The organism is Streptomyces sp. NPDC041135, from assembly GCF_055592085.1.
Genome location: NZ_JBVIYZ010000001.1, coordinates 519449 through 541434, shown reverse-complemented (window position 1 = coordinate 541434; position 21986 = coordinate 519449). Strand labels below are relative to the sequence as shown.

Annotated in this window: 20 protein-coding genes; 14 read left to right on the top strand and 6 right to left on the bottom strand. The window is 73.3% G+C overall.

Annotation, left to right across the window (positions count from 1 at the left end; genetic code table 11):
• Positions 1-11 precede the first annotated feature (11 nt).
• A complete protein-coding gene (gene aceE / locus ACZ6CZ_RS02390) occupies positions 12-2759 on the top strand; it encodes a pyruvate dehydrogenase (acetyl-transferring), homodimeric type (RefSeq protein WP_469013545.1) in 2748 nt (915 codons plus the stop codon).
• An 82-nt stretch (positions 2760-2841) separates the two neighbouring features.
• Positions 2842-3591: a potassium channel family protein gene (locus ACZ6CZ_RS02385; RefSeq protein ID WP_469013542.1), complete on the top strand. Its 750-nt coding sequence runs from the start codon at positions 2842-2844 to the stop codon at positions 3589-3591.
• Between the two features lie 129 nt (positions 3592-3720).
• On the opposite strand, the gene ACZ6CZ_RS02380 is transcribed toward ACZ6CZ_RS02385, so the two are convergent.
• Positions 3721-4026: a small hydrophobic protein gene (locus ACZ6CZ_RS02380; RefSeq protein WP_469014367.1), complete on the bottom strand. Its 306-nt coding sequence runs from the start codon at positions 4024-4026 to the stop codon at positions 3721-3723.
• Positions 4027-4277: 251 nt separating this feature from the next.
• A complete protein-coding gene (locus tag ACZ6CZ_RS02375; RefSeq protein WP_469013539.1) occupies positions 4278-5897 on the bottom strand; it encodes an MFS transporter in 1620 nt (539 codons plus the stop codon).
• Between the two features lie 111 nt (positions 5898-6008).
• Between ACZ6CZ_RS02375 and ACZ6CZ_RS02370 the strand changes: the two genes are divergently transcribed.
• The 3 genes from ACZ6CZ_RS02370 (at position 6009) to ACZ6CZ_RS02360 (ending at position 8903) form a co-directional block, all read left to right on the top strand.
• Complete coding sequence (locus ACZ6CZ_RS02370) at positions 6009-6635, top strand: TetR family transcriptional regulator (protein ID WP_469013536.1); 627 nt, start codon at positions 6009-6011, stop codon at positions 6633-6635.
• A 114-nt stretch (positions 6636-6749) separates the two neighbouring features.
• Positions 6750-7955, top strand: coding sequence for an alpha/beta hydrolase (locus ACZ6CZ_RS02365; RefSeq protein WP_469013530.1), 1206 nt, complete (start codon positions 6750-6752; stop codon positions 7953-7955).
• Between the two features lie 93 nt (positions 7956-8048).
• Positions 8049-8903, top strand: coding sequence for a DUF4429 domain-containing protein (locus tag ACZ6CZ_RS02360; RefSeq protein ID WP_469013526.1), 855 nt, complete (start codon positions 8049-8051; stop codon positions 8901-8903).
• A gap of 26 nt (positions 8904-8929) precedes the next feature.
• Here the strand turns inward: ACZ6CZ_RS02360 and ACZ6CZ_RS02355 are convergent, their stop codons facing one another.
• A complete protein-coding gene (locus tag ACZ6CZ_RS02355) occupies positions 8930-9397 on the bottom strand; it encodes a MerR family transcriptional regulator (RefSeq protein WP_469013522.1) in 468 nt (155 codons plus the stop codon).
• Between the two features lie 96 nt (positions 9398-9493).
• On the opposite strand from ACZ6CZ_RS02355, the gene ACZ6CZ_RS02350 reads away from it, so the two are divergent.
• The gene (locus ACZ6CZ_RS02350) at positions 9494-9994 is read left to right on the top strand and encodes a GNAT family N-acetyltransferase (protein WP_469013517.1); all 501 of its coding nucleotides are present in this window, start codon (positions 9494-9496) and stop codon (positions 9992-9994) included.
• Between the two features lie 76 nt (positions 9995-10070).
• Positions 10071-10892, top strand: a complete 822-nt coding sequence (locus ACZ6CZ_RS02345; RefSeq protein WP_469013513.1) for a serine hydrolase domain-containing protein — start codon at positions 10071-10073, stop codon at positions 10890-10892.
• Positions 10893-10914: 22 nt separating this feature from the next.
• On the opposite strand, the gene ACZ6CZ_RS02340 is transcribed toward ACZ6CZ_RS02345, so the two are convergent.
• On the bottom strand, positions 10915-11568 hold the full coding sequence (locus ACZ6CZ_RS02340; protein WP_469014366.1) for a pirin family protein: 654 nt from the start codon (positions 11566-11568) through the stop codon (positions 10915-10917).
• A gap of 73 nt (positions 11569-11641) precedes the next feature.
• Between ACZ6CZ_RS02340 and fasR the strand changes: the two genes are divergently transcribed.
• The 5 genes from fasR to fabF all read left to right on the top strand — a co-directional run bounded on the left by fasR (position 11642) and on the right by fabF (position 16592).
• Complete coding sequence (gene fasR / locus ACZ6CZ_RS02335; RefSeq protein WP_469013510.1) at positions 11642-12847, top strand: fatty acid biosynthesis transcriptional regulator FasR; 1206 nt, start codon at positions 11642-11644, stop codon at positions 12845-12847.
• Positions 12848-12936: 89 nt separating this feature from the next.
• Positions 12937-13863, top strand: a complete 927-nt coding sequence (locus ACZ6CZ_RS02330) for an ACP S-malonyltransferase (RefSeq protein WP_469013508.1) — start codon at positions 12937-12939, stop codon at positions 13861-13863.
• A gap of 21 nt (positions 13864-13884) precedes the next feature.
• Positions 13885-14916, top strand: coding sequence for a beta-ketoacyl-ACP synthase 3 (locus ACZ6CZ_RS02325; protein WP_469013506.1), 1032 nt, complete (start codon positions 13885-13887; stop codon positions 14914-14916).
• A 78-nt stretch (positions 14917-14994) separates the two neighbouring features.
• A complete protein-coding gene (locus ACZ6CZ_RS02320; protein WP_018545314.1) occupies positions 14995-15243 on the top strand; it encodes an acyl carrier protein in 249 nt (82 codons plus the stop codon).
• Between the two features lie 86 nt (positions 15244-15329).
• Positions 15330-16592, top strand: a complete 1263-nt coding sequence (gene fabF / locus ACZ6CZ_RS02315) for a beta-ketoacyl-ACP synthase II (RefSeq protein ID WP_469013502.1) — start codon at positions 15330-15332, stop codon at positions 16590-16592.
• Positions 16593-16689: 97 nt separating this feature from the next.
• Here fabF and ACZ6CZ_RS02310 read toward each other — a convergent pair whose 3' ends face one another.
• The gene (locus tag ACZ6CZ_RS02310) at positions 16690-17184 is read right to left on the bottom strand and encodes a DUF3145 domain-containing protein (protein WP_469013496.1); all 495 of its coding nucleotides are present in this window, start codon (positions 17182-17184) and stop codon (positions 16690-16692) included.
• 267 nt (positions 17185-17451) lie between these two features.
• On the opposite strand from ACZ6CZ_RS02310, the gene ACZ6CZ_RS02305 reads away from it, so the two are divergent.
• On the top strand, positions 17452-18342 hold the full coding sequence (locus tag ACZ6CZ_RS02305; RefSeq protein ID WP_469013492.1) for an SGNH/GDSL hydrolase family protein: 891 nt from the start codon (positions 17452-17454) through the stop codon (positions 18340-18342).
• A 28-nt stretch (positions 18343-18370) separates the two neighbouring features.
• Positions 18371-19351, top strand: coding sequence for an aldose epimerase family protein (locus ACZ6CZ_RS02300; protein ID WP_469013488.1), 981 nt, complete (start codon positions 18371-18373; stop codon positions 19349-19351).
• Between the two features lie 106 nt (positions 19352-19457).
• Here the strand turns inward: ACZ6CZ_RS02300 and ACZ6CZ_RS02295 are convergent, their stop codons facing one another.
• Positions 19458-21893 carry a glycoside hydrolase family 3 protein gene (locus ACZ6CZ_RS02295; protein ID WP_469014364.1) on the bottom strand — a complete coding sequence of 812 codons (2436 nt, stop codon included), beginning with the start codon at positions 21891-21893 and terminating at the stop codon, positions 19458-19460.
• Between the last annotated feature and the right edge of the window lie 93 nt (positions 21894-21986).

Below are 21986 nucleotides of genomic sequence, written 5' to 3'. Positions count from 1 at the left end.
TAAGGAACAGCGTGGCTTCCGGATCCGATCGCAACCCGATCATCATTGGCGGCCTTCCGAGTCAGGTTCCTGACTTCGATCCCGAAGAGACCCAGGAGTGGCTCGACTCCCTCGACGCCGCCGTGGACGAGCGCGGCCGGGAGCGGGCCCGCTACCTCATGCTGCGCCTGATCGAGCGGGCCCGCGAGAAGCGCGTGGCCGTGCCCGAGATGCGCAGCACGGACTACGTCAACACGATCCCCACCCGGGCCGAGCCGTTCTTCCCCGGTAACGAGGAGATCGAGCGCCGGATCCTGAACGCGACCCGCTGGAACGCGGCCGTGATGGTCTCCCGCGCCCAGCGCCCCGGCATCGGCGTCGGCGGCCACATCGCCACCTTCGCCTCCTCCGCCTCCCTCTACGACGTGGGCTTCAACCACTTCTTCCGGGGCAAGGACGAGGGCGACGGCGGCGACCAGGTCTTCTTCCAGGGCCACGCCTCCCCCGGCATCTACGCGCGCGCGTACCTCCTCGACCGGCTCTCCGAGCAGCAACTGGACGGCTTCCGCCAGGAGAAGTCGCGCTACCCGGACGGCCTGTCCAGCTATCCGCACCCGCGCTCGATGCCGGACTTCTGGGAGTTCCCGACCGTGTCCATGGGCCTGGGCCCGCTGGGCGCGATCTACCAGGCCCGGATGAACCGGTACATGCAGGCGCGCGACATCGCCGACACCTCCACGTCGCACGTCTGGGCGTTCCTCGGCGACGGCGAGATGGACGAGCCCGAGTCGCTCGGCCAGCTGTCCATCGCCGCCCGGGAGGGCCTGGACAACCTGACCTTCGTGGTCAACTGCAACCTCCAGCGGCTCGACGGCCCGGTGCGCGGCAACGGCAAGATCATCCAGGAGCTGGAGTCGGTCTTCCGGGGCGCCGGCTGGAACGTCATCAAGCTGATCTGGGACCGCACCTGGGACCCGCTGCTGGCCCAGGACCGGGACGGCATCCTGGTCAACAAGATGAACATCACCCCGGACGGCCAGTTCCAGACGTACGCCACCGAGTCCGGGTCCTACATCCGCGAGCACTTCTTCGGTGACGACCACCGGCTGCGCGCGATGGTCCAGGACATGACCGACGACCAGATCCTGCACCTGGGGCGCGGCGGCCACGACCACCGCAAGATCTTCGCGGCGTTCAAGGCGGCCAAGGAGCACAAGGGGCAGCCGACGGTCATCCTGGCCAAGACGGTCAAGGGCTGGACGCTGGGCCCGAACTTCGAGGGCCGCAACGCCACCCACCAGATGAAGAAGCTGACGGTCGACGACCTCAAGCGCTTCCGCGACCGGCTGCACCTGCCGATCTCCGACAAGGACCTGGAGTCCGGCGCGCCGCCGTACTACCACCCGGGCCGTGACTCGGAGGAGATCCAGTACATGCACGACCGGCGCAAGGGGCTCGGCGGGTACGTGCCCACGCGCGTCGTGCGCTCGCAGCCGCTGGCACTGCCGGACGAAAAGACGTACGCGAGCGTGAAGAAGGGCTCCGGTCAGCAGTCCATCGCCACCACCATGGCGTTCGTGCGGCTGCTGAAGGACCTCATGCGGGACAAGGAGATCGGCCGGCGGTTCGTGCTGATCGCGCCGGACGAGTACCGCACGTTCGGCATGGACTCGTTCTTCCCGAGTGCGAAGATCTACAATCCGCTCGGCCAGCAGTACGAGGCGGTGGACCGGGAGCTGCTCCTGGCCTACAAGGAGTCCCCGACCGGCCAGATGCTGCACGACGGCATCTCCGAGGCGGGCTGCACGGCCTCGCTGATCGCCGCGGGCTCGGCCTACGCCACGCACGGCGAGCCGCTGATCCCGGTCTACGTCTTCTACTCGATGTTCGGTTTCCAGCGCACCGGTGACCAGTTCTGGCAGATGGCCGACCAGCTGTCGCGCGGTTTCGTCCTGGGCGCGACCGCCGGACGCACGACCCTGACCGGTGAGGGTCTGCAGCACGCGGACGGCCACTCGCAGCTGCTCGCCTCCACCAACCCGGCCTGCGTCGCCTACGACCCGGCGTACGGCTACGAGATCGCGCACATCGTGCAGGACGGCCTGCGCCGGATGTACGGCGGCGACGCCGAGCACCCGCACGGCGAGGACGTCTTCTACTACCTCACCGTCTACAACGAGCCGATCCAGCACCCGGCCGAGCCGGCGGACGTGGACGTCGAGGGCATCCTCAAGGGCATCCACCGGATCAGCGCGGGCACGGCGGGCTCGGTGCCGGCCCAGATCATGGCGTCGGGCGTGGCGGTGCCGTGGGCGCTCCAGGCGCAGCGGATCCTCGCCGAGGACTGGAACGTCCGGGCCGACGTGTGGTCGGCGACCTCCTGGAACGAGCTGCGGCGCGACGCCGTCGCCGCCGAGGAGCACAACCTGCTGCACCCCGAGGAGGAGCAGCGGGTGCCGTACGTGACCCGGAAGCTCGGCGGTGCCGAGGGGCCGTTCGTGGCGGTGTCCGACTGGATGCGGGCGGTCCCGGACCAGATCGCCCGCTGGGTGCCCGGCACCTACCAGTCGCTGGGCGCGGACGGCTTCGGCTTCGCCGACACCCGGGGCGCGGCGCGGCGGTTCTTCCACATCGACGCCGAGTCGGTCGTGGTGGCCGTGCTGACCGAGCTGGCCCGCGAGGGCAAGGTCGACCGGTCCGTGCTGAAGCAGGCCATCGACCGGTACCAGCTGCTGGACGTCACGGCGGCGGATCCCGGGGCGGCGGGCGGCGACGCGTGACCTGCTGACGGGGCGGTGTGACGTACGGGCGGTGGAGGAGTTCGACTCTCCACCGCCCTTACGTCTTCTTTACGATGCCGTCATGGCGAGCACCCGGGAAGAGTCGGCGCAGGCGCGGTGGGAACGGCTCACCGAACGGCCGCTGCTGGCGTTCGCCGTCGCCTTCGCCGTGGCGTACGCCGTGCCGATCGTGGACGCGTCGGCGGGCCGCTCGCTGACGGCCGCGTGCACGGTCGTGGAGTGGGTGGTGTGGGGCGCGTTCGCGGTGGACTACCTGGTGCGGCTGTCCGTCGCGGGCCGGCGCCGGGAGTTCGTGCGCCGGCACTGGCCGGACCTGTGCGCGGTGGTGCTGCCGATGCTCCAGCCGCTCAGGCTGCTGCGGCTGGTGTCGACGCTGCTGCTGGTGGGACGGCGGGCCCGGATGGCCCCGCAGATCCGGCTGACGACGTACGTCGTCGGGTCCGTGGTGGGGCTGCTGATGTTCGGTTCGCTGGCGGTGCTCTCCGTCGAGCGGGCGTCGCCGGAGGGGAACATCCGGACCCTGGGTGACGCCGTGTGGTGGTCGTTCACCACGATGACCACCGTGGGCTACGGCGACCACGCGCCGACCACCGGGCTCGGCCGGATGATCGCGGTCGGGCTGATGCTGTCCGGGATCGCGCTGCTGGGTGTGGTCACCGCGAACATCGCCGCCTGGTTCATCGCCCGGTTCGACCACGACGACGTGGAGGAACGCCGGCAGACCGAGGCGATCGCCGCGCTGACCGAGGAGGTCCGCCTGCTGCGCGCCGAGGTCGCCCGCCTGGCCACCCGCGAGGAGCAGCGCAACTGACGGCCGCGCCGGGGAGCGGGGCGGGGCCGGTGGACGCGCCTGTCCCCGGCCCGTGAAGGAGGGCCGGGGACAGGTGGCGTTCCGGGGCGGCGGGCAGGTGCGGCCGGCCGCCGGGGGTGCTCGCGGGGGTTACAGGATTCCGTTGCCCCAGGTGGCCGCGCCCGCCAGGGCGATGACGGCCAGCAGGGTGTCGATGGCACCCAGGATCAGAGCCACCAGGGCCGGGATCTCGTGGTCGGAGGACCACTTGCGGCCCATGGACTGCCAGCCGCAGAACATCGCGACCGGGCCGAGGACGATGCCCAGGGCGAAGAAACCCGCCACCGCGCAGATCGTGCCGATGATCCCGAGCGTCGCGCGGTCCGGCCCCGTCCGCTGCCACGTCCGGCCGCGTGACCGGGGGTACCCGCGCGTTCCGTGCTCGAAGCCCGCCATCATCAACTCCTCGGTCGTCATGGACAGTTCGGCTTCACTGGGCGGGTACCCCGGTTCCAGGCGCACAGACCTGCGCGCGCCGCCCCCCTCCGGCAGCGCGCGCCACGGCCCGGCCGTCCTCCCATGCCCTGCGGAGGACCTGACCCACTGTGACCTGCGGCGCGCGCCGGGGGCGAGGAATCCTGAGCATCCTCACCCTGATAGGGGAAAGCGGCGCGGAGCCGGCCGGGCGGCGGCCGGCTCCGCACGGCTCAGATGTGGCCGACGCCCGCGCCCGCCTCCGCGTTCCGGCCGCGCTTGGTGAGCAGGGCGACGAAGATGGCGACCGCCGCCACGCCCGCCGCGACCAGCGAGGCGAGGCTCATGCCGGAGATGAACGTGTCGTGCGCGACCGAGGTGATCTTGGCGACGAGCGGCGCCGGGGTGCCCGGGGCGATCGGCGCGACGCCGACCTGGACGGCCTCGGAGGCCTGGTCCAGCTGCGCCTGCGGCAGCTTCGGCAGGCCCGCGTCGGCCCAGTTGCCGGGCAGGTCGCCGTCCACCTTGGAGGCCATCACGGCGCCCAGCACGGCCGTACCGAGGCTGCCGCCGATCTGCATGGCCGCCTGCTGGAGGCCGCCCGCGACGCCCGACAGCTCCATCGGGGCGTTGCCGACGATGACCTCCGTGGCGCCGACCATGACCGGGGCGAGACCGAGGCCGAGCAGGGCGAACCACACGGACATCACACCGCTGCCGGTGTCGGCCTCGAGCGTCGACATGCCGTACATGGCGACGGCGGTCGCGGCCATGCCGCCGGCCAGCGGGATGCGCGGGCCGAGCTTGGTGATCATCGCGCCCGCGAGCGGGGAGCCGACGATCATCATGCCGGTGAGCGGCAGCAGGTGCAGACCGGCGTCGATGGGGCTCATGCCGTGGACGTTCTGGAGGTAGAAGGTCACGAAGAACAGGCCGCCCATGAAGGCGATCGCCATCAGGACCATCAGGACGACACCGGCGGACAGCGGCACCGAACGGAACAGGCCGAGCGGGATCAGCGGCTCGGCCACCCTGGTCTCCCAGAAGGCGAAGAAGCCGAACAGCAGCACCGACGCGGCGATGAACGCCCAGGTCCTGCCGTCGCCCCAGCCCCACGCCGGGGCCTTGATGAGCGCCCAGACCAGGCAGAACATCGCACCGGAGAGCAGGGCTATGCCCAGCAGGTCGAAGGAGCGCGGGGCGTTCTCGGCCCGGTGGTCGAGCAGGATCAGCGAGCCCAGCACGAGCGCCAGGACACCCACCGGCACGTTGATGAAGAACACCGACTGCCAGTTGACGTGCTCGACGAGGACGCCGCCCAGGATCGGGCCGCCGGCGGTGGAGGCGCCGATGACCATGCCCCAGATGCCGATGGCCATGTTGAGCTTCTCGGCCGGGAAGGTCGCGCGCAGCAGGCCGAGGGCGGCCGGCATCAGCAGCGCGCCGAACAGCCCCTGGAGCACCCGGAAGGTGACGACCATGCCGATGCTGCTGGACAGGCCGATGGCGCCGGACGCGGCCGCGAAGCCGGTCACGCCGAGCAGGAAGGTCTGCCGGTGGCCGAACCGGTCGCCGAGCTTGCCCGCGGTGATCAGGGAGACCGCGAGGGCGAGGAAGTAGCCGTTGGTGATCCACTGCACCTGGGCGAAGGTGGCCCCCAGGTCCTTCTGGATCGCGGGGTTGGCGATGGCCACGATGGTGCCGTCGAGGGCCACCATCATGACGCCGACGGCGACGGTGATGAGGGTGAGCCACGGATGGCCGCGCAGGCCCGTGGCCGGGACCTGCTCCTGCGGGCCGGCCGGCGTCCCGTCACCCGGTCCCGTGGTGTCGACGGTGGTCTGACTAGTCATACCGCCGAGGCTAGTGTCAGTCGCTGACAGTTGACAAACGGGATCACGGGCCGGTGGCTGACACCACACCGGCGGATACTGTGAGCTGGTACGACGTTCACGGGAGAGGCCATGGAGACGCTGCGCGAGCGCAAGAAGCGGCGTACCCGGGAGGCGCTGCTGCGGGCCGCTCTGGAGCTGTTCACCACCCAGGGGTACGAGCGCACGACCGTCGACGAGATCGCCGCGGCCGTCGACGTCTCGCAGCGCACCTTCTTCCGCTACTTCGCGGGCAAGGAGGACGCCGCCTTCGCCGTGCAGGAGATGACGGAGGAGCACTTCGTGGCGGCGGTGCGGGCCCGCCCGGCGCACGAGGCCCCGATGGACGCCCTGCGCCAGGCCGTGCTGGAGGGCTGGGACGCCATCCGGGAGACGGTCGAGTCGGCGGTGCCGGTCGAGCTGTACCTGCGCATGTACCGCACGATCGAGTCGACTCCCGCGCTGCTCGCCGCCCATCTGCGCCGCTCCGCGGCCACCGAGGAGACCATCGCCCGGGTGCTGGCCGAGCGGGAGGGGGTCGACGCGGCGACCGACCCGCGGCCCCGGCTCGCCGTGGCCGTCTTCGGCGCGGTGATGCGGGTCACCGAGCGGCGCTGGACCACCGGCGAGGACTTCAGCCTGGAGGCGATCCGCGCGCTCACCGCGTCCTACCTCGACCAGGTCGGACCGGCCCTCACCGGGAACTGGCGCACGCCGTGAGATCGGCCTGGCGTTCGCCGGGTACACCGTGAGGTAGACCTCACGGTGGTTGAAACGTGATCCCCGTCACTCGGTCACCCCGAGATCGGCCCGTTCTCCTAGTGTGTCCTCCCAGTGACTTCCTTCGACACCTCCCCGAACCTGAACGTCTGGCGCGCGCTGCTCGCCCTGGCCGTGGTGTTCGTGATGCTGGCGACCACCGGCTGGACCGCCCTGCGCAGCCAGCGGGAGACGACCGCCCTCCAGGCCTCGCTCACCGCGTGGAACCGGGACAGCGTCCACGGCCTGGACCTGCCCGCCGCCGACGCGGCCCCCGCGCGGCTCGCCCGCTTCTTCGCCTCGCTCACCCCGCAGGAACGCGCCCGCCTCGCCCACCGCTACCCGCTCGCGGTCGGCAACATGAACGGCGCCCCGGTCTCCCTGCGCTACCGCGCCAACCGCGTCGCCCTGGACCGGGCCCGCCGGGTCGAGCGCGCCCGCATGCACGACAGCCGGCTCAGCGCGGCCGGCCAGCAGGACGCGGGCCGCCGGATGCACCGCTACGAGGCGCTCATGCGCCCCGGCCGGCACATCCTCGCCTTCGACCCCGCCGGCTCGGGCCGGGTCGCCGAGGTGTTCGGCGCCCTGAGCCGCGCCGAGCGGATCTCCGTCGTCGTCCCCGGTGTCGACACCGACCTGCTCACCTTCCAGAAGACCTACCGCCGCTACACCGCCCCGGTCGGCATGGCGAAGGCGCTCTACGCCGCCGAGCGCGCCGAGAGCCCGGCGACCCGTACGGCCGTGATCGCCTGGGCCGACTACACCGCCCCCGCCGGGCTGGGCGTCGAGGCGGCCACCGCCATGCGCGCCCAGGACGGCGCCGTCCGCCTGAACGCGCTGCTGCGGGCCCTGCCCGGCAGCGCCCCGGTGTCGCTGTTCTGCCACAGCTACGGCTCCGTGGTCTGCGGGGTCGCCGCGCCCGGCGCGCCCCGCCGGGTCACCGACATAGCCGTGGCCGCCAGCCCCGGCATGCGGGCCGCCAAGGCCTCGCGCCTGGGCACCGCCGCCCGGGTGTGGGCGATGCGGGACGCCTCCGACTGGGTGCAGGACGTGCCGTACCTGGAGGTCGGCGGCCTCGGGCACGGGGCCGACCCGGTGTCCGCCGCGTTCGGCGCGCGGGTGCTGTCCGCACGCAACGCCCAGGGCCACAGCGGGTACTTCCAGCCCGGCACCGACAGCCTGCGCAACCTCGCCGACGTCGGGGTGGGCGCGTACCGCGCGGTGACCTGTGCCCGCGAGGGCGACGGCTGCCGGAGCGAGGTGCCCGGCACGAACGCGTGACCCCGGCCCGCGTGGAGGACGCGCGTAGAGGCGCGCGAACGGGGTCGGCACGAGGTGGCGACGGAGCGGCGCGTGCCGCATACGATGAGCCGCATGGGTGACGTGCTGGCCGGATTTCATGCCGTCTGGGAGTTCGAGTCCGACTCCGTGCTCATCCGCTACGAACGGGGGATTCGAACACCCAAGCTGTTCCAGGCACTGGGCGAACGGCGCGTGCCGCTGTCCGCGCTGCACGGCGTGACCCTCTCCCCCGGCAGACGCGGCACCGTCGTGCTGCGCGCCGAGCCGCGTCCCGGCGCCGACCCGCTGATGGAGGCCGCGGCCGGGCAGCTCCGGGAGGGCTGCGACCCCTACCGGCTGGTCCTGCCGGCCGAGCGGGAGACGCTCGCCGAGTACTACGCCGACGAACTGCGCGCCCGCCTCGCCGCGCCGGGCCCGGCCGAACGGCACCTGGTCGCGGCGCCCGCGGCCCCGCTCGCGTTCAAGGCCTACGACGGCAAGGCCTCCTTCGACGGCACCTGCGTGCGGTTGCGGTGGTCCTGGACGGGCGCGTCCTCGGCCAAGTGGAAGGCCGGCGACCAGAGCTTCCCGGTCACCGGCCTCAGCGGGGTGGAGTGGCGGTCACCGGAGGTGTTCGAGGGCCATCTGCGGCTGCTGCCCCGCGACGCGGCTCCCGCCGGGCCGCCCGCCCCGGCCGACCAGGACCCGGCTGCGGTCGTCTTCGGCCTCGGCTACGGACCCGTCCACGAGTCGCTCCCCTTCGCCGCCGCGGTGCTGGCCGCCGTGCGCGCCCGGGGCACGGCGGCCGCCGTGCCCGTCCCGGCCGCGCGCCGCGACCCGGCGGACATCGCCGACCGCATCCGCCACCTCGGGGAGCTGCACCGGGCGGGGCTGGTGACGGACGAGGAGTTCTCGTCGAAGAAGGCGGACCTGCTCGCCGAGCTGTGAGAGGCCGACCGTCGGCGGGGCGGCCGTCAGCGGGCGGAGCGGTCGTCCGCGTAGAAGCTGATCTTCGTGTCGAGGACGGCGAGGGTGTCCTGGAGTTCGGCGATCCGGGCCAGCACGTCCCGGCGGGTGGACTCCAGCAGCCGGCGCCGCTCGGGGTAGGTGCCCTCGCCCTCCCGCACCAGCTCCGCGTACCGGACCATGTCCGCCACCGGCATCCCGGTCAGCCGCAGCTTGGTGACGAAGGTGAGCCAGTCGAGGTCGCGGTTGCTGTAGCGGCGCTGGCCGGTGTGCGAGCGGTCGATGGACTGCATCAGGCCGATCCGCTCGTACCAGCGCAGGGTGTGGGCGGTCAGGCCGGTGAAGTCGACGACCTCGCTGATCGTGTAGCGGTCCTGACCGTCGGGACGCGGGTGCCGCCGGGGCGGGGCGGAGCAGATGTCGGCGGGGGTGGGGGCTTGCTCGATGGCCGCGTGCGTGGTCTGCATCACCGTCATGGCTCCACGCTATGGCCTTGGAGTGCACTCGAAGCAAGCGGAACCGGCGAGAAATCCCGCGACGCGGACGGCCGGGGGTGGTTAGCGTACGGCGCCATGACTCCCGTACGCAGAGCCCGGCCCGAGGACGCCCCCGAAGTGCTGCGGCTGCGCCAGGTGATGATCGACTCGGTCTTCGGGGAGGGCTCCGGGACGGACTGCGGGGCAGGTGCCGCGCAGTGGCACGCCGAGGCCCTGCCCGTGCTGCGGGAGCGGCTCGCCGGCCCCGACCGGGGTCCGGGCGCCTTCGCCGCCTTCGTCGTGGACCACCCGGAGCGGCCGGGGGCCCTGGGCGCGCTGGTGGCCGGGACGCTGGAGTACCGGATCGGGCGGGCCGGCAACCCGCGGGGACGGGCCGGTCACGTCTTCAGCGTGGCGACCGACCCGGGGCTGCGGCGGCGCGGATACGCCCGCGCCTGCATGGAGGCGCTGCTGGAGTGGTTCCGCGAGCGGGGCGTCGCGCAGGTGGACCTCAACGCGTCCGCCGAGGCCGAACCGCTGTACGCGTCCCTGGGCTTCACCCGCAAGCCCGACCCCTCGATGCGCCTGCGGCTGTGAGCCACCCGGAGCCCCCGGGCAGCCGGCGGGACCCGGGCGGCCCGGACGCGCGGCCGCACCCCTTAGGCTCGGCCGCATGTCGTTGCAGAGTCTGGCGTTGATCGAGAACTGGCCCGTGACCACCGCGGCGGCGGGTGTCGTACGGGCCGACGGGACGGTACTGGGCACCCACGGTCCGGCCGGGCGGCGGTTCCCGCTGGCCTCGGTCACCAAGCCGCTCACGGCGTACGCGGTGCTGGTCGCGTACGAGGAGGGGGCCCTGGAGCTGGACGAGCCGGCCGGGCCGCCCGGTTCGACGGTCCGTCACCTGCTCGCGCACACCTCCGGGCTGGCCTTCGACGAGCACCGGGTGACCGCGCCGGCCGGTGAGCGGCGGCTGTACTCCAACGCCGGGTTCGAGCAGCTCGGCGACCACCTCGCCAAGGCGACGGACATCCCGTTCGGGGAGTACCTGCGCCAGGCGGTGCTGGAGCCGCTGGGCATGACGTCGACGTCGCTGGAGGGCTCCCCCGCCAAGGACGGGGTGTCCACGGTGGAGGACCTGCTGCGGTTCGCGGCCGAGGTGCAGGCGCCGCGGCTGCTGGACCCGCGGACGGTGGCCCAGGCGATGAGCGTGCAGTACCCGGGGACCAAGGGCGTGCTGCCGGGCTACGGCCACCAGAACCCCAACGACTGGGGGCTCGGCTTCGAGATCCGCGACTCCAAGTCACCGCACTGGACGGGTTCCGCCTCCTCCCCGCGCACCTTCGGGCACTTCGGGCAGTCCGGCACGTTCCTGTGGATCGACCCCGCCGCGGGCGCTGCCGGGGTGGCCCTCACCGACCGGGCGTTCGGCCCCTGGGCGACCGAGGCGTGGCCGGCGTTCACCGACGCCGTCCTCGCCGAGCTGCGCGGCTGACCGGCCGGTCACCGCCCCCCTCTCACCCGGCCATCTCCCAGACCAGCAGCTCCGCCGCGGTGAGCGCCGCCGCGTCCAGGCCCTCGGCGTCGGTGATCCGGGCCGAGTCGCCGGCGGCCAGGCTCTCCCCGGCCAGCCGGACAGCGCCGCGCACCACGTGCACGTAGAGGCGGGCCGCGTCCGGCAGCGCGGTCCGCTCACCGGACGCCGGGCGGCGCACGTGCAGCACCGCGGACGCCTCCGGCACCGCGTACGGGGTGGAGTCGGCGATACCGCGGACGATCTCGTAGCGGGGGGTGCCGCCGGGGTCGCGGGGCGCCAGCCACATCTGCACGAAGGTCAGCGGGGCCCGGCCGGCGTTGCGCTCCTCGTGCCGGACACCGGCCGCGGAGCTGAGGCGCTGCACGTCGCCGGGGCGGACGGTCGTCTCGCGGCCGGTGCTGTCGCGGTGGGTCAGCTCGCCCTCGACCACCCAGGTGACGATCTCGGTGTGGCTGTGCGGGTGCTCGCCGAAGCCCGCGCCGGGCGCCAGGCGCTCCTCGTTGCAGGCCAGCAGGGCGCCGAAGCGCAGGTTCCCGGGGTCGTAGTGCGGGCCGAAGGAGAAGGCGTGGCGGGAGTCGATCCCGGCCTGGGGATCACCGCCCGGGTAGCGCTGCGCGGCGCGCCGTACGTCCATCACGCGCACCACCGTAGACCGCGGCCGGGACCCGGCGGAGCGGCGGCCCGCCCGGATGAGGCAGTCTTGTCCCGTGCCCGAACCCGAAACCGGCAAGCCCGGACACGCAGCGTATGACGTCCACTCGCACTCCGCGACCCTGAAGCGGCTGGAGAGGTCCTCCGGCAGCCTGGCCGCGCAGGCGATCGCGCGGATGGACGAGACCCTGCCGTGGTACCGGGCCATGCCTCCGGAGAACCGTTCCTGGATCGGGCTCGTGGCACAGGCCGGCATCGCCGCCTTCACCGAGTGGTTCCGGCGCCCGGACGCCCCGCAGGCCATCTCCACCGACGTGTTCGGGACGGCGCCGCGCGAGCTGACCCGGGCCATCACCCTGCGGCAGACCGTGGAGATGGTGCGCACCACCATCGAGGTCATGGAGTCCGCCATCGACGAGGTGGCGGCCCCCGGCGACGAGAGCGTGCTGCGCGAGGCGCTGCTCGTGTACGCCCGCGAGATCGCCTTCGCCACCGCCCAGGTCTACGCCCAGGCCGCCGAGGCACGCGGTGCCTGGGACGCCCGGCTGGAGTCGCTGGTGGTGAACGCGGTGCTCAGCGGGGAGGCCGACGAGGGCGCCGTCAGCCGGGCCGCCGCGCTGGGCTGGAACTCGCCCGAGCACGTGTGCGTGGTGCTCGGCACGGCGCCGGACGGGGACAGCGAGCTGACGGTCGAGGCGATCCGCCGCGCCGCCCGGCACGCCAAGCTCCAGGTGCTCACCGGGGTGCTCGGGGACCGGCTCGTGGTGATCGCCGGCGGCAGCGACAACCCGCTGGCCGTCGCCCGGTCGCTGATCGGCCCGTACGCCGCGGGCCCGGTCGTCGCGGGACCCGTCGTACCGGACCTGCTGGCCGCGACCCGGTCCGCGCAGGCCGCCGCGGCGGGGCTGAAAGCCTGCTCGGCCTGGCAGGACGCGCCGCGGCCGGTGCTGGCGGACGATCTCCTCCCGGAGCGCGCCATGGCGGGCGATCCCGGCGCGCGCGAGCAGTTGGTGGAGGAGATCTACAGACCGCTGGAGGAGGCAGGATCGGCGCTCCTGGAAACCTTGAGTGTCTATCTGGAACAGGCGAGCAGTCTGGAAGGCGCGGCGCGCATGCTCTTCGTCCACCCGAACACCGTGCGCTACCGGCTCCGACGTGTGACTGACGTCACCGGTTGGTCGCCTTCGGATGTACGATCCGCGTTCACGCTGCGGATCGCGCTGATCCTGGGGCGTCTGGCCGATGCAGATTCTCAGCCCTAGGTGTTTGTAGGGAGTCCACAAAACCCCCTCGTGTTCTTCGTCCTTGTCCCCACGGGCGGCCGTGGCCGTCCCCAAGAGAGAGTGTGAGAGTGCTCGTACTCGTCGCTCCCGGCCAGGGCGCCCAGACGCCCGGCTTCCTGACTCCCTGGCTCGACCTCCCCGGTGCCGCGGACCGCGTCGCCGCGTGGTCCGACGTCATCGGGCTGGACCTCGTCCACTACGGTACGCAGGCCGACGCGGACGCCATCCGGGACACCGCGGTGGCGCAGCCGCTGCTGGTGGCCGCCGGACTGCTGTCCGCCGCGGCACTCGGTGACGGCACCTTCCCGGCGGTCGGCGCGGTCGCGGGCCACAGCGTCGGCGAGATCACCGCCGCCGCGTTCGCGGGTGTCCTGGACGACACCACCGCGCTGGGCCTGGTGCGCCGGCGCGGCCTTGCGATGGCCGACGCCGCCGCGGTCACCGAGACCGGCATGTCCGCGCTGCTGGGCGGGGACCCGGACGTCTCGGTCGCCCACCTGGAGAAGCTGGGCCTGACCCCGGCGAACATCAACGGCGCGGGCCAGATCGTCGCCGCCGGCACGCTGGAGCAGCTCGCCGCGCTGGCCGAGGACAAGCCCGAGGGCGTCCGCAAGGTCGTCCCGCTGAAGGTGGCCGGCGCCTTCCACACGCGGCACATGGCCCCGGCGGTCGAGGCGCTGGCCAAGGCGGCCGCGGACCTCACCCCCGCCGACCCCACCGTGACCTACGTCTCCAACAAGGACGGCCGCGCCGTCGCCACCGGCGCCGAGGTGCTGGAGCGGCTGGTCGGGCAGGTCGCCAACCCGGTCCGCTGGGACCTGTGCATGAAGACGTTCGGCGAGCTGGGCGCCACCGCGCTGCTGGAGGTGTGCCCCGGCGGCACGCTGACCGGCCTCGCCAAGCGCGCCCTGCCCGGTGTGCGGACGCTGGCCCTGAAGACCCCCGACGACCTCGACGCGGCCCGCGCGCTCATCGCCGAGCACGTCAACGCCTGACGCTAAGGAGCCGTACCGAACATGGCCAAGATCAGGCCCAGCAAGGGCGCCCCGTACGCGCGCATCCTCGGCGTCGGCGGTTACCGGCCGACCCGGGTGGTGCCCAACGAGGTGATCCTGGAGACGATCGACTCGTCCGACGAGTGGATCCGTTCGCGCTCCGGCATCGAGACCCGGCACTGGGCGGGCCCGGACGAGACCGTCGCCGCGATGGCGATCGAGGCCTCCGGCAAGGCCATCGCCGACGCGGGTATCGCGGCCGATCAGATCGGCGCCGTGATCGTCTCGACCGTCTCGCACTTCAGCCAGACCCCGGCCGTGGCCACCGAGATCGCCGACAAGCTCGGCACGAACAAGGCCCCGGCCTTCGACATCTCGGCGGGCTGCGCGGGCTTCGGCTACGGCCTGACCCTCGGCAAGGGCCTGGTCGTCGAGGGCTCCGCCGAGTACGTGCTGGTCATCGGGGTGGAGCGACTGAGCGACCTGACCGACCTGGAGGACCGGGCGACGGCCTTCCTGTTCGGCGACGGCGCCGGCGCGGTGGTGGTCGGTCCCGCCACCGAGCCGGGCATCGGCCCGACGGTCTGGGGTTCCGAGGGCGACAAGTCCGAGACCATCAAGCAGACCGTCTCCTGGGACCGGTTCCGGTCCGGTGACCTCACCGGCCTGCCCCTGGACAGCGCGGGCGACGTCAAGTTCCCCGCGATCACGCAGGAGGGCCAGGCGGTGTTCCGCTGGGCCGTGTTCGAGATGGCGAAGGTCGCCCAGCAGGCGCTGGACGCGGCCGGGATCACCCCGGACGACCTGGACGTCTTCATTCCGCACCAGGCCAACGTGCGGATCATCGACTCGATGGTGAAGACGCTGAAGCTGCCGGAGCACGTCACGGTGGCGCGTGACATCCGTACCACCGGCAACACGTCGGCCGCCTCGATCCCGCTCGCTATGGAGCGGCTTCTGGCGACCGGCGAGGCGAAGAGCGGCGACACCGCGCTCGTCATCGGATTCGGGGCGGGTCTCGTCTACGCCGCGACGGTCGTTACCCTCCCCTAGGCACTCCGTGCCGGATCATGCGTCCGGTGCGGTGCACACTGCCACCAACCGCTGGATATCGAAGAAGGAGCGCCTGACATGGCCGCCACTCAGGAAGAGATCGTCGCCGGTCTCGCCGAGATCGTGAACGAGATCGCCGGGATCCCCACCGAGGACGTCCAGCTGGACAAGTCCTTCACCGACGACCTGGACGTCGACTCGCTGTCCATGGTCGAGGTCGTCGTCGCCGCCGAGGAGCGCTTCGACGTGAAGATCCCCGACGAGGACGTCAAGAACCTCAAGACGGTCGGCGACGCGACCGACTACATCCTCAAGCACCAGGCCTGAGCCACCCGCTAGGCCCGGCAGGCTGCAAGGCCCCGCCACCCGGCGGTGGCGCCGTTGATCCCGCATCCGTTGGAGAAAGAATTCCCGTGAGCCCGACCAATCGCACCGTGGTCGTCACCGGTATCGGCGCAACCACACCGCTGGGTGGCGACGCAGCTTCGTTCTGGGACGCCCTGCTCGCCGGCACGTCCGGTGTCAGCCCCCTCAAGCAGGACTGGGCGGCCGAGCTGCCGGTCCGCATCGCCGCGCAGATCGCCGTCGAACCCGGCGAGATCATCCCCCGCCCGCAGGCCCGCAAGCTGGACCGGTCGGCGCAGTTCGCGCTGATCGCCGCTCAGGAGGCCTGGAAGGACGCCGGTTTCACCGCCCGGGCCGGCGACGACTCCTCGGTCAACCCCGACCGTCTCGGCGCGGTCATCGCCTCCGGCATCGGCGGCGTGACCACCCTCCTCGACCAGTACGACGTGCTGCGGGACAAGGGCGTACGCCGTGTCTCCCCGCACACCGTGCCGATGCTGATGCCCAACTCCCCGGCCGCCAACGTCGGTATCGAGCTGGGCGCCCGCGCCGGCGTGCACACCCCGGTCTCGGCCTGCGCCTCGGGCGCGGAGGCCATCGGGTACGCCATCGAGATGATCCGCACCGGGCGCGCCGACGTCGTGGTGGCCGGTGGCACCGAGGCCGCCATCCACCCGCTTCCCATCGCCGCGTTCGGCAACATGATGGCGATGTCCAAGAACAACGACGACCCGCAGGGCGCCTCGCGCCCCTACGACTCCGGCCGCGACGGCTTCGTGCTCGGCGAGGGCGCGGGCGTGATCATCCTGGAGTCCGAGGAGCACGCCAAGGCCCGCGGCGCCCGGATCTACGTCGAGGCCGTCGGCCAGGGCATCTCCGCCGACGGTCACCACATCACCCAGCCCGAGCCGTCCGGCAGCGGCATCGCGCACGCGCTCCAGAACCTGCTGGACAACACCGACCTCAAGCCGGCCGAGATCGTGCACGTCAACGCGCACGCCACCTCGACGCCGCAGGGTGACGTCGCGGAGATCAAGGCGCTGCGCAAGGTGTTCGGCGACGACGTCGACCACATGGCGATCTCCGCCACCAAGTCGATGACCGGGCACCTGCTCGGCGGCGCGGGCGGCATCGAGACCGTCGCGTCGATCCTCGCGCTGGTCAACCGCACGGCGCCGCCGACCATCAACCTGGACTCGGTCGACCCGGAGGTCAACGCCGACGTGGTCCGCGACACGCCGCGTCCGCTGCCCGAGGGCCGGATCGCCGCGCTGAACGACTCGTTCGGCTTCGGCGGCCACAACGTGGTCCTGGCGTTCCGCACCCTCTGAGCCCCGCCGTCACGCGAACGGCCCGGTCCCCCTCGGGGGGCCGGGCCGTTCGCGTGTGCGGGGTGCGGAGTGCGTGATGCGGGGTGCGGGGTGCGGGTCAGACCACCTGGTGCAGCCAGCGCACCGGTGCTCCCTCGCCCGCATACCGGAAGGGCTCCAGCTCGTCGTCCCACGGCTTGCCGAGCAGCCTGGACAGCTCGGCCTCCAGGTCCGTCTCGCCGCTGCGGCTGCGCACCAGGGCCGCGCGCAGCCGGTCCTCGGGGATCAGGATGTCGCCGTGGAGGCCGGTGACGGCGTGGAAGATGCCCAGGTCGGGGGTGCAGCTGTAGCGCTCGCCCTCGGCGGTGGGGCAGGGCTCGGCGGTCACCTCGAAGCGGAGCAGGTGCCAGCCGCGCAGGGCGGAGGCCAGCTTGGAGGCCGTACCGGCCTCGCCCTGCCAGGAGAACTCCGAGCGCCAGGTGCCGGGCGCGGCGGGCTGCCGGATCCAGTCCAGGCCGACGCGCGTGCCGAGCACCCCGGCGACGGCCCACTCGACGTGCGGGCACAGCGCGCGCGGTGCGGAGTGCACGTACAGAACTCCACGTGTCGTCACCGGAACCTCCGGGCAGAGCGGGACACCTTGCGGACTGGCGGGGCGGCAGTAACAGGACGGCCGCCCTGATGGCGAGGCTACCGTGCGGCGGTGCAAGGAGTGTGACGTACCGTCGGTCCCGGTGCCAGGAAACCCCCGCCATTCACCCGGGGGGACGCTTGTCCGGGGCCCGGCCGCCGCCGGACGCCCGCCCGGGAACCCCCGCGCGTTGTCATGGGGGGAGGCGGCGGGTACGGCGCCGGGGACGACGAAGGGGATCAGCGGGGCATGCCGAAGCAGAGGTACCGTGCGCGGGCCGTCCTGGGCGCCGCGGCCGCCGCCGTGCTGGCCGTCGCCGGGTGCGACGCGCCGGGCGGCGGGCCGGCGCCGAGCGGCAGCGCGGCGCGGACCACCCGGCCGGCCCCGATGTGGGACCCGCACCCGGCCTCGGTCGCCGCCGTCGGCGACTCCATCACCCGCGGCTTCGACGCGTGCACGGTGCTGTCGGACTGCCCGGAGGTGTCCTGGGCGACCGGCACCGGCGCCCGCGTCGACAGCCTGGCGGTGCGGCTGCTGGGGCGGGCCGGGGCGGCGGAGCACAGCTGGAACTACGCGGTGACCGGGGCCCGGATGGCCGACCTGCCGCGGCAGGTGGCCCGGGCGGTCAGCCGGAAGCCCGAGCTGATCACGGTGATGGCCGGGGCCAACGACGCCTGCCGGGCCACCCCGTCGGCGATGACGCCGGTGGCGGACTTCCGCGCCTCCTTCGAGGACGCGCTGGGCACGCTGCGCGAGGCGCTGCCCAGGACGCAGGTGTACGTGGCGAGCGTGCCGAACCTGAAGCGGCTGTGGTCCCAGGGCCGGACGAACCCGCTCGGCAAGCAGGTGTGGGCGCTGGGCATCTGCCCGTCGATGCTGGCCGCCCCGGACGACCTGACCGGCGCGGCCACGCTGCGCCGGGAGCGGGTGCAGCGGCGGGTGGAGGAGTACAACACCGTGCTGCGCGAGGTGTGCGCCGCCGACCGGCGCTGCCGCTTCGACGGCAACGCGGTCTTCGACTACCGCTTCGGCACCGGTCAGCTCAGCCAGTGGGACTGGTTCCACCCCAGCCGGGACGGCCAGGCCCGGCTCGCCGCCATCGCCTACCGCACGGTGACCGCCCGGACACCGGCCGCCTGACCCTCCGTCACGCTCTAAGGTTTCCCACATGGATGAACTTTTCGGCACACTTCCCGACGGTACCGAGGTCCACCGCTGGACGCTTCAGCGCGCCGGGACCCGGGTGGAGGTCCTCACCTACGGCGGGATCGTGCGGTCGGTGGAGGTACCGGACCGGGACGGCCGTACGGCGAACGTGGTGCTGGGGTTCGCCGGCCTGGACGGCTACCTCGCCCACCCGGAGCCGTACCTGGGCGCCCTGGTCGGCCGGTACGCCAACCGGATCGCCGGCGGCCGCTTCCGGCTGGACGGCCGGGAGTATACCCTCGACCGCAACGACGGGCCCAACTCGCTGCACGGCGGCGAGCGCGGCTTCGACAAGCGGGTGTGGGCGGCGGAGCCGGTCGGGCACGGGGTGCGGCTGTCCCGGGTCAGCCCGGACGGCGAGGAGGGCTTCCCGGGGCGCCTGGAGGTGTCGGCGACGTACACGCTGGACGCGTCGGGCGCGCTGCGGATCGCCTACGAGGCGGTGACCGACGCGCCGACGGTGGTGAACCTCACCAACCACAGCTACTTCCACCTGGGCGGCGCCGGTGCCGGGAACGCCGGCGGGCACGAACTGCGGCTGGCCGCGTCCCGGTTCACCCCGGTCGACGACGACCTGATCCCGACCGGTGAGCTGCGCGACGTCTCCGGCTCCCGCTTCGACTTCCGCACGGCCCGCAAGGTCGGCGCGGGCTACGACCACAACCTCGTCCTGGACGCGGGCGTCACCGGGTCACCGGTGGAGGCGGCGGAGCTGTACGACCCGGCGTCCGGCCGGGTGCTGACGGTGGCCACCACCGAGCCCGGCCTCCAGCTCTACACCGCCGAACACCTCACGGCCCCGTTCGCGCCGGGGGACGGCATCGCCCTGGAGACGCAGCACTTCCCCGACTCCCCCAACCGGCCCGGCTTCCCGACCACCGAGCTGCGGCCGGGCGGGGTGTTCCGCTCGGAGACGGTGTACGGCTTCGGGGTGCGGGAGTAGGCGCGCGGCGGCCGCCTGCGCGGGCGCGGGGGCACCCCGGTGCCGCCACTGGCCCCGGCCCAGGGGTCAGGTCCCGGGCCAGGGCCGGCCGTGGGGGTGTCCCGCCTCAGACCGTAACGCTCGTCGTGAGCCCGCGGTCGGCGATCGAGCGTCCCGCGGTGATCTCGTACGAACCCTTCACAAACGCCCACGATCCCGTCGTCTCGTCCCAGACCTCGAAGGCCCGGCGCGGCAGCTCGATCCGCACCTCGGCGCTCTCGCCGGGCGCCGCCTCCACCCCGGCGAACCCGGCCAGCCAGCGGGCGGGCCGCTCGGGGTCGGACTCGGCCGGGGCCAGGTAGAGCTGGACGACCTCCCGGCCCGGCCGGTCGCCGGTGTTGCGGACCCGGACGGTGACGGCCGTGCCGTCCGCCTCCGCCGTCAGCCGCTCGTACGCCCAGCCGGTGTAGCCCAGCCCGTGGCCGAAGGGGTAGGCGGGAGTGCGTCCGGCCCGCTCCCAGGCCCGGTAGCCGATGAACACGCCCTCGCGGTACTCGAGGCGGCCGTCGGCCGGGGTGACGTCGGTGACGGGGGCGTCGGCGAGGGCGCCCCAGGTGGTGGGGAGGCGGCCGCCGGGCTCGGCCGCGCCGGTCAGCACGTCGGCCAGGGCGGCGCCGCCCTCCTGGCCCGGGAACCAGCTCAGCAGCACGGCGGCGACCTCGTCGCGCCAGGGCAGTTCGACCGGGGCGCCGGAGTTGACGATCACGACGGTGCGCGGGTTGGCGGCGGCGACGGCCCGCACCAGGTCGTCCTGGCGTCCGGGCAGGCGCAGGTCGGTGCGGTCGGCGCCCTCGGACTCGACGCGGTCGGTGGTGGCGACCACGACGACGGCGGTGTCGGCGTCCCGGGCGGCGGCCGCGGCCTCGGCGATCAGCCGGTCGGGGTCGTGCTGCGGGTCCTGGTGGGCGACGGCGAAGACGACCGCCTTCAGGGGGACGCCCTCGGGGAGCGCGACGACGTGGGTGAGGCTCAGCGCGACCGGCTCGCCCGCGGTGAGCGGCACCTCGGCGTACGGCACGGGGTCGTTGAAGAAGGCCGCGAACGGGTCGTCGCCGGTGGGGCGCTGCACCCCGTCGTGGTACGTGGCGCCGCCCACGGTGAGCGTGAAGGCGCCCACGCCCCGGATGCCGAAGGTGTGCGTGCCGCTCTCGCGCGGGGTGAAGGTGCCGGTCAGCTCGACGGTGTGGAGGGTGTCGTAGCCGACGCCCTCGGGCAGGTCGGTGCCCATCCACTGGATCTGGCCGCCGGGGGCGGTGCCGGTGCCGAGGACGTCGCCTGCGGCGTCGCGGCAGACCGCGCGCAGGTCGAAGCCCCGGTCGCCGAGGCCCAGTTCGGTGTCGGGGTCGGCGCCGAGCCGGTAGCTGAGGGTGCCCTCGGGCAGTGCGGCGGTGAGGGCCTCCAGCGGGGAGACGACCCGGGCCGGGAAGACGGTGGCGGAGCCGCCGCCGAGGATGCGGGCGTCGCGGGCGGCGGCGCCGCTGAGGGCGACCGTGCCGGGCCGCAGGGGCAGGGCGGCGCGTTCGTTGCGCACCAGGACGAAGGAGCGGCGGGCGATCTCCCGGGCCAGGGCCTGCCCGTCGACCGGCGCGGGCGGCTCGGTCACCGCGGGTTCGGCGCCTTCGAGGATGCCGACGCGGGCGGCGAGCCGCAGGACGTTGCGCACGGCCGCGTCGACCGCCGCCGGGTCCACCGCGCCGGTGCGCACGGCGCGGGCGAGGGCGTCGCCGTACACGGTTCGCGGGCCGGGCATGGCCACGTCGAGGCCGCCCTCGATCGCGCCGGCGGTGTCGCGGGCGGCCATCCAGTCGGAGACGTTGACGCCGTCGAAGCCCCACTCGCCGCGCAGCACCTCGCCGACCAGGTGGCGGTGCTCGGTCATGGTGGTTCCGTTGACGCTGTTGTAGGCGGTCATCACGCCCCACGGGCGGGCCCCGGCGACGATCGCCTCGAAGGGCGCCAGATACAGCTCGCGCAGAGCCCGCTCACCGATCCGGTTGTCCACGGTGAAGCGGTCGGTCTCGGCGTCGTTGGCCACGAAGTGCTTCACGGTGGTGCCGACCCCGCCGGACTGCACGCCCCGCACGTAACCGGTGCCGATGCGGCCGGTGAGGTACGGGTCCTCGCTGTAGGCCTCGAAGTGGCGGCCGCCGAGCGGGGAGCGGTGCAGGTTGACGGTCGGGGCGAGCAGCACGTGGACGCCCTTGCGGCGGGCCTCCTGCGCGAGGAGCACCCCGGCCCGGTGGGCCAGCGCGGGGTCCCAGGTGGCGGCGAGGGCGGTCGGGGAGGGCAGGGCGACGGACGGGTCGTCGGCGGTCCAGTGCACGCCGCGGACGCCGATCGGGCCGTCGGACATGACGAGGGAGCCGAGGCCGATCTCGGGCAGGGCCGGCAGGGTCCACATGTCCTGCCCCGAGAGCAGCCGGGCCTTGGCGTCGGGTCCGAGCCGGGCCAGGGCCGCCTCCACGACCGTCTCGCGCGCCTGGTCCGCCGGGGTTGCCACCATCACGGTGCCTCTCGTCGAAGTGCCTGGACGGCCCCATCCTGCCCGGGACGGCGGGCCCGGGGGTGCCGTTCGCACCAGCACGGGACACCGGCC

Excerpts from the sequence above, each read along its gene's own strand:
- ACZ6CZ_RS02385 (WP_469013542.1), top strand. The coding sequence starts at position 2,842 with ATGGCGAGCACCCGGGAAGAGTCGGCGCAGGCGCGGTGGGAACGGCTC.
- ACZ6CZ_RS02380 (WP_469014367.1), bottom strand. The coding sequence starts at position 4,026 with ATGGCGGGCTTCGAGCACGGAACGCGCGGGTACCCCCGGTCACGCGGC.
- ACZ6CZ_RS02375 (WP_469013539.1), bottom strand. The coding sequence starts at position 5,897 with ATGACTAGTCAGACCACCGTCGACACCACGGGACCGGGTGACGGGACG.
- ACZ6CZ_RS02370 (WP_469013536.1), top strand. The coding sequence starts at position 6,009 with ATGGAGACGCTGCGCGAGCGCAAGAAGCGGCGTACCCGGGAGGCGCTG.
- ACZ6CZ_RS02360 (WP_469013526.1), top strand. The coding sequence starts at position 8,049 with ATGGGTGACGTGCTGGCCGGATTTCATGCCGTCTGGGAGTTCGAGTCC.
- ACZ6CZ_RS02355 (WP_469013522.1), bottom strand. The coding sequence starts at position 9,397 with ATGACGGTGATGCAGACCACGCACGCGGCCATCGAGCAAGCCCCCACC.
- ACZ6CZ_RS02350 (WP_469013517.1), top strand. The coding sequence starts at position 9,494 with ATGACTCCCGTACGCAGAGCCCGGCCCGAGGACGCCCCCGAAGTGCTG.
- ACZ6CZ_RS02345 (WP_469013513.1), top strand. The coding sequence starts at position 10,071 with ATGTCGTTGCAGAGTCTGGCGTTGATCGAGAACTGGCCCGTGACCACC.
- ACZ6CZ_RS02340 (WP_469014366.1), bottom strand. The coding sequence starts at position 11,568 with ATGGACGTACGGCGCGCCGCGCAGCGCTACCCGGGCGGTGATCCCCAG.
- ACZ6CZ_RS02325 (WP_469013506.1), top strand. The coding sequence starts at position 13,885 with ATGGCCAAGATCAGGCCCAGCAAGGGCGCCCCGTACGCGCGCATCCTC.
- ACZ6CZ_RS02320 (WP_018545314.1), top strand. The coding sequence starts at position 14,995 with ATGGCCGCCACTCAGGAAGAGATCGTCGCCGGTCTCGCCGAGATCGTG.
- ACZ6CZ_RS02305 (WP_469013492.1), top strand. The coding sequence starts at position 17,452 with ATGCCGAAGCAGAGGTACCGTGCGCGGGCCGTCCTGGGCGCCGCGGCC.
- ACZ6CZ_RS02300 (WP_469013488.1), top strand. The coding sequence starts at position 18,371 with ATGGATGAACTTTTCGGCACACTTCCCGACGGTACCGAGGTCCACCGC.
- ACZ6CZ_RS02295 (WP_469014364.1), bottom strand. The coding sequence starts at position 21,893 with ATGGTGGCAACCCCGGCGGACCAGGCGCGCGAGACGGTCGTGGAGGCG.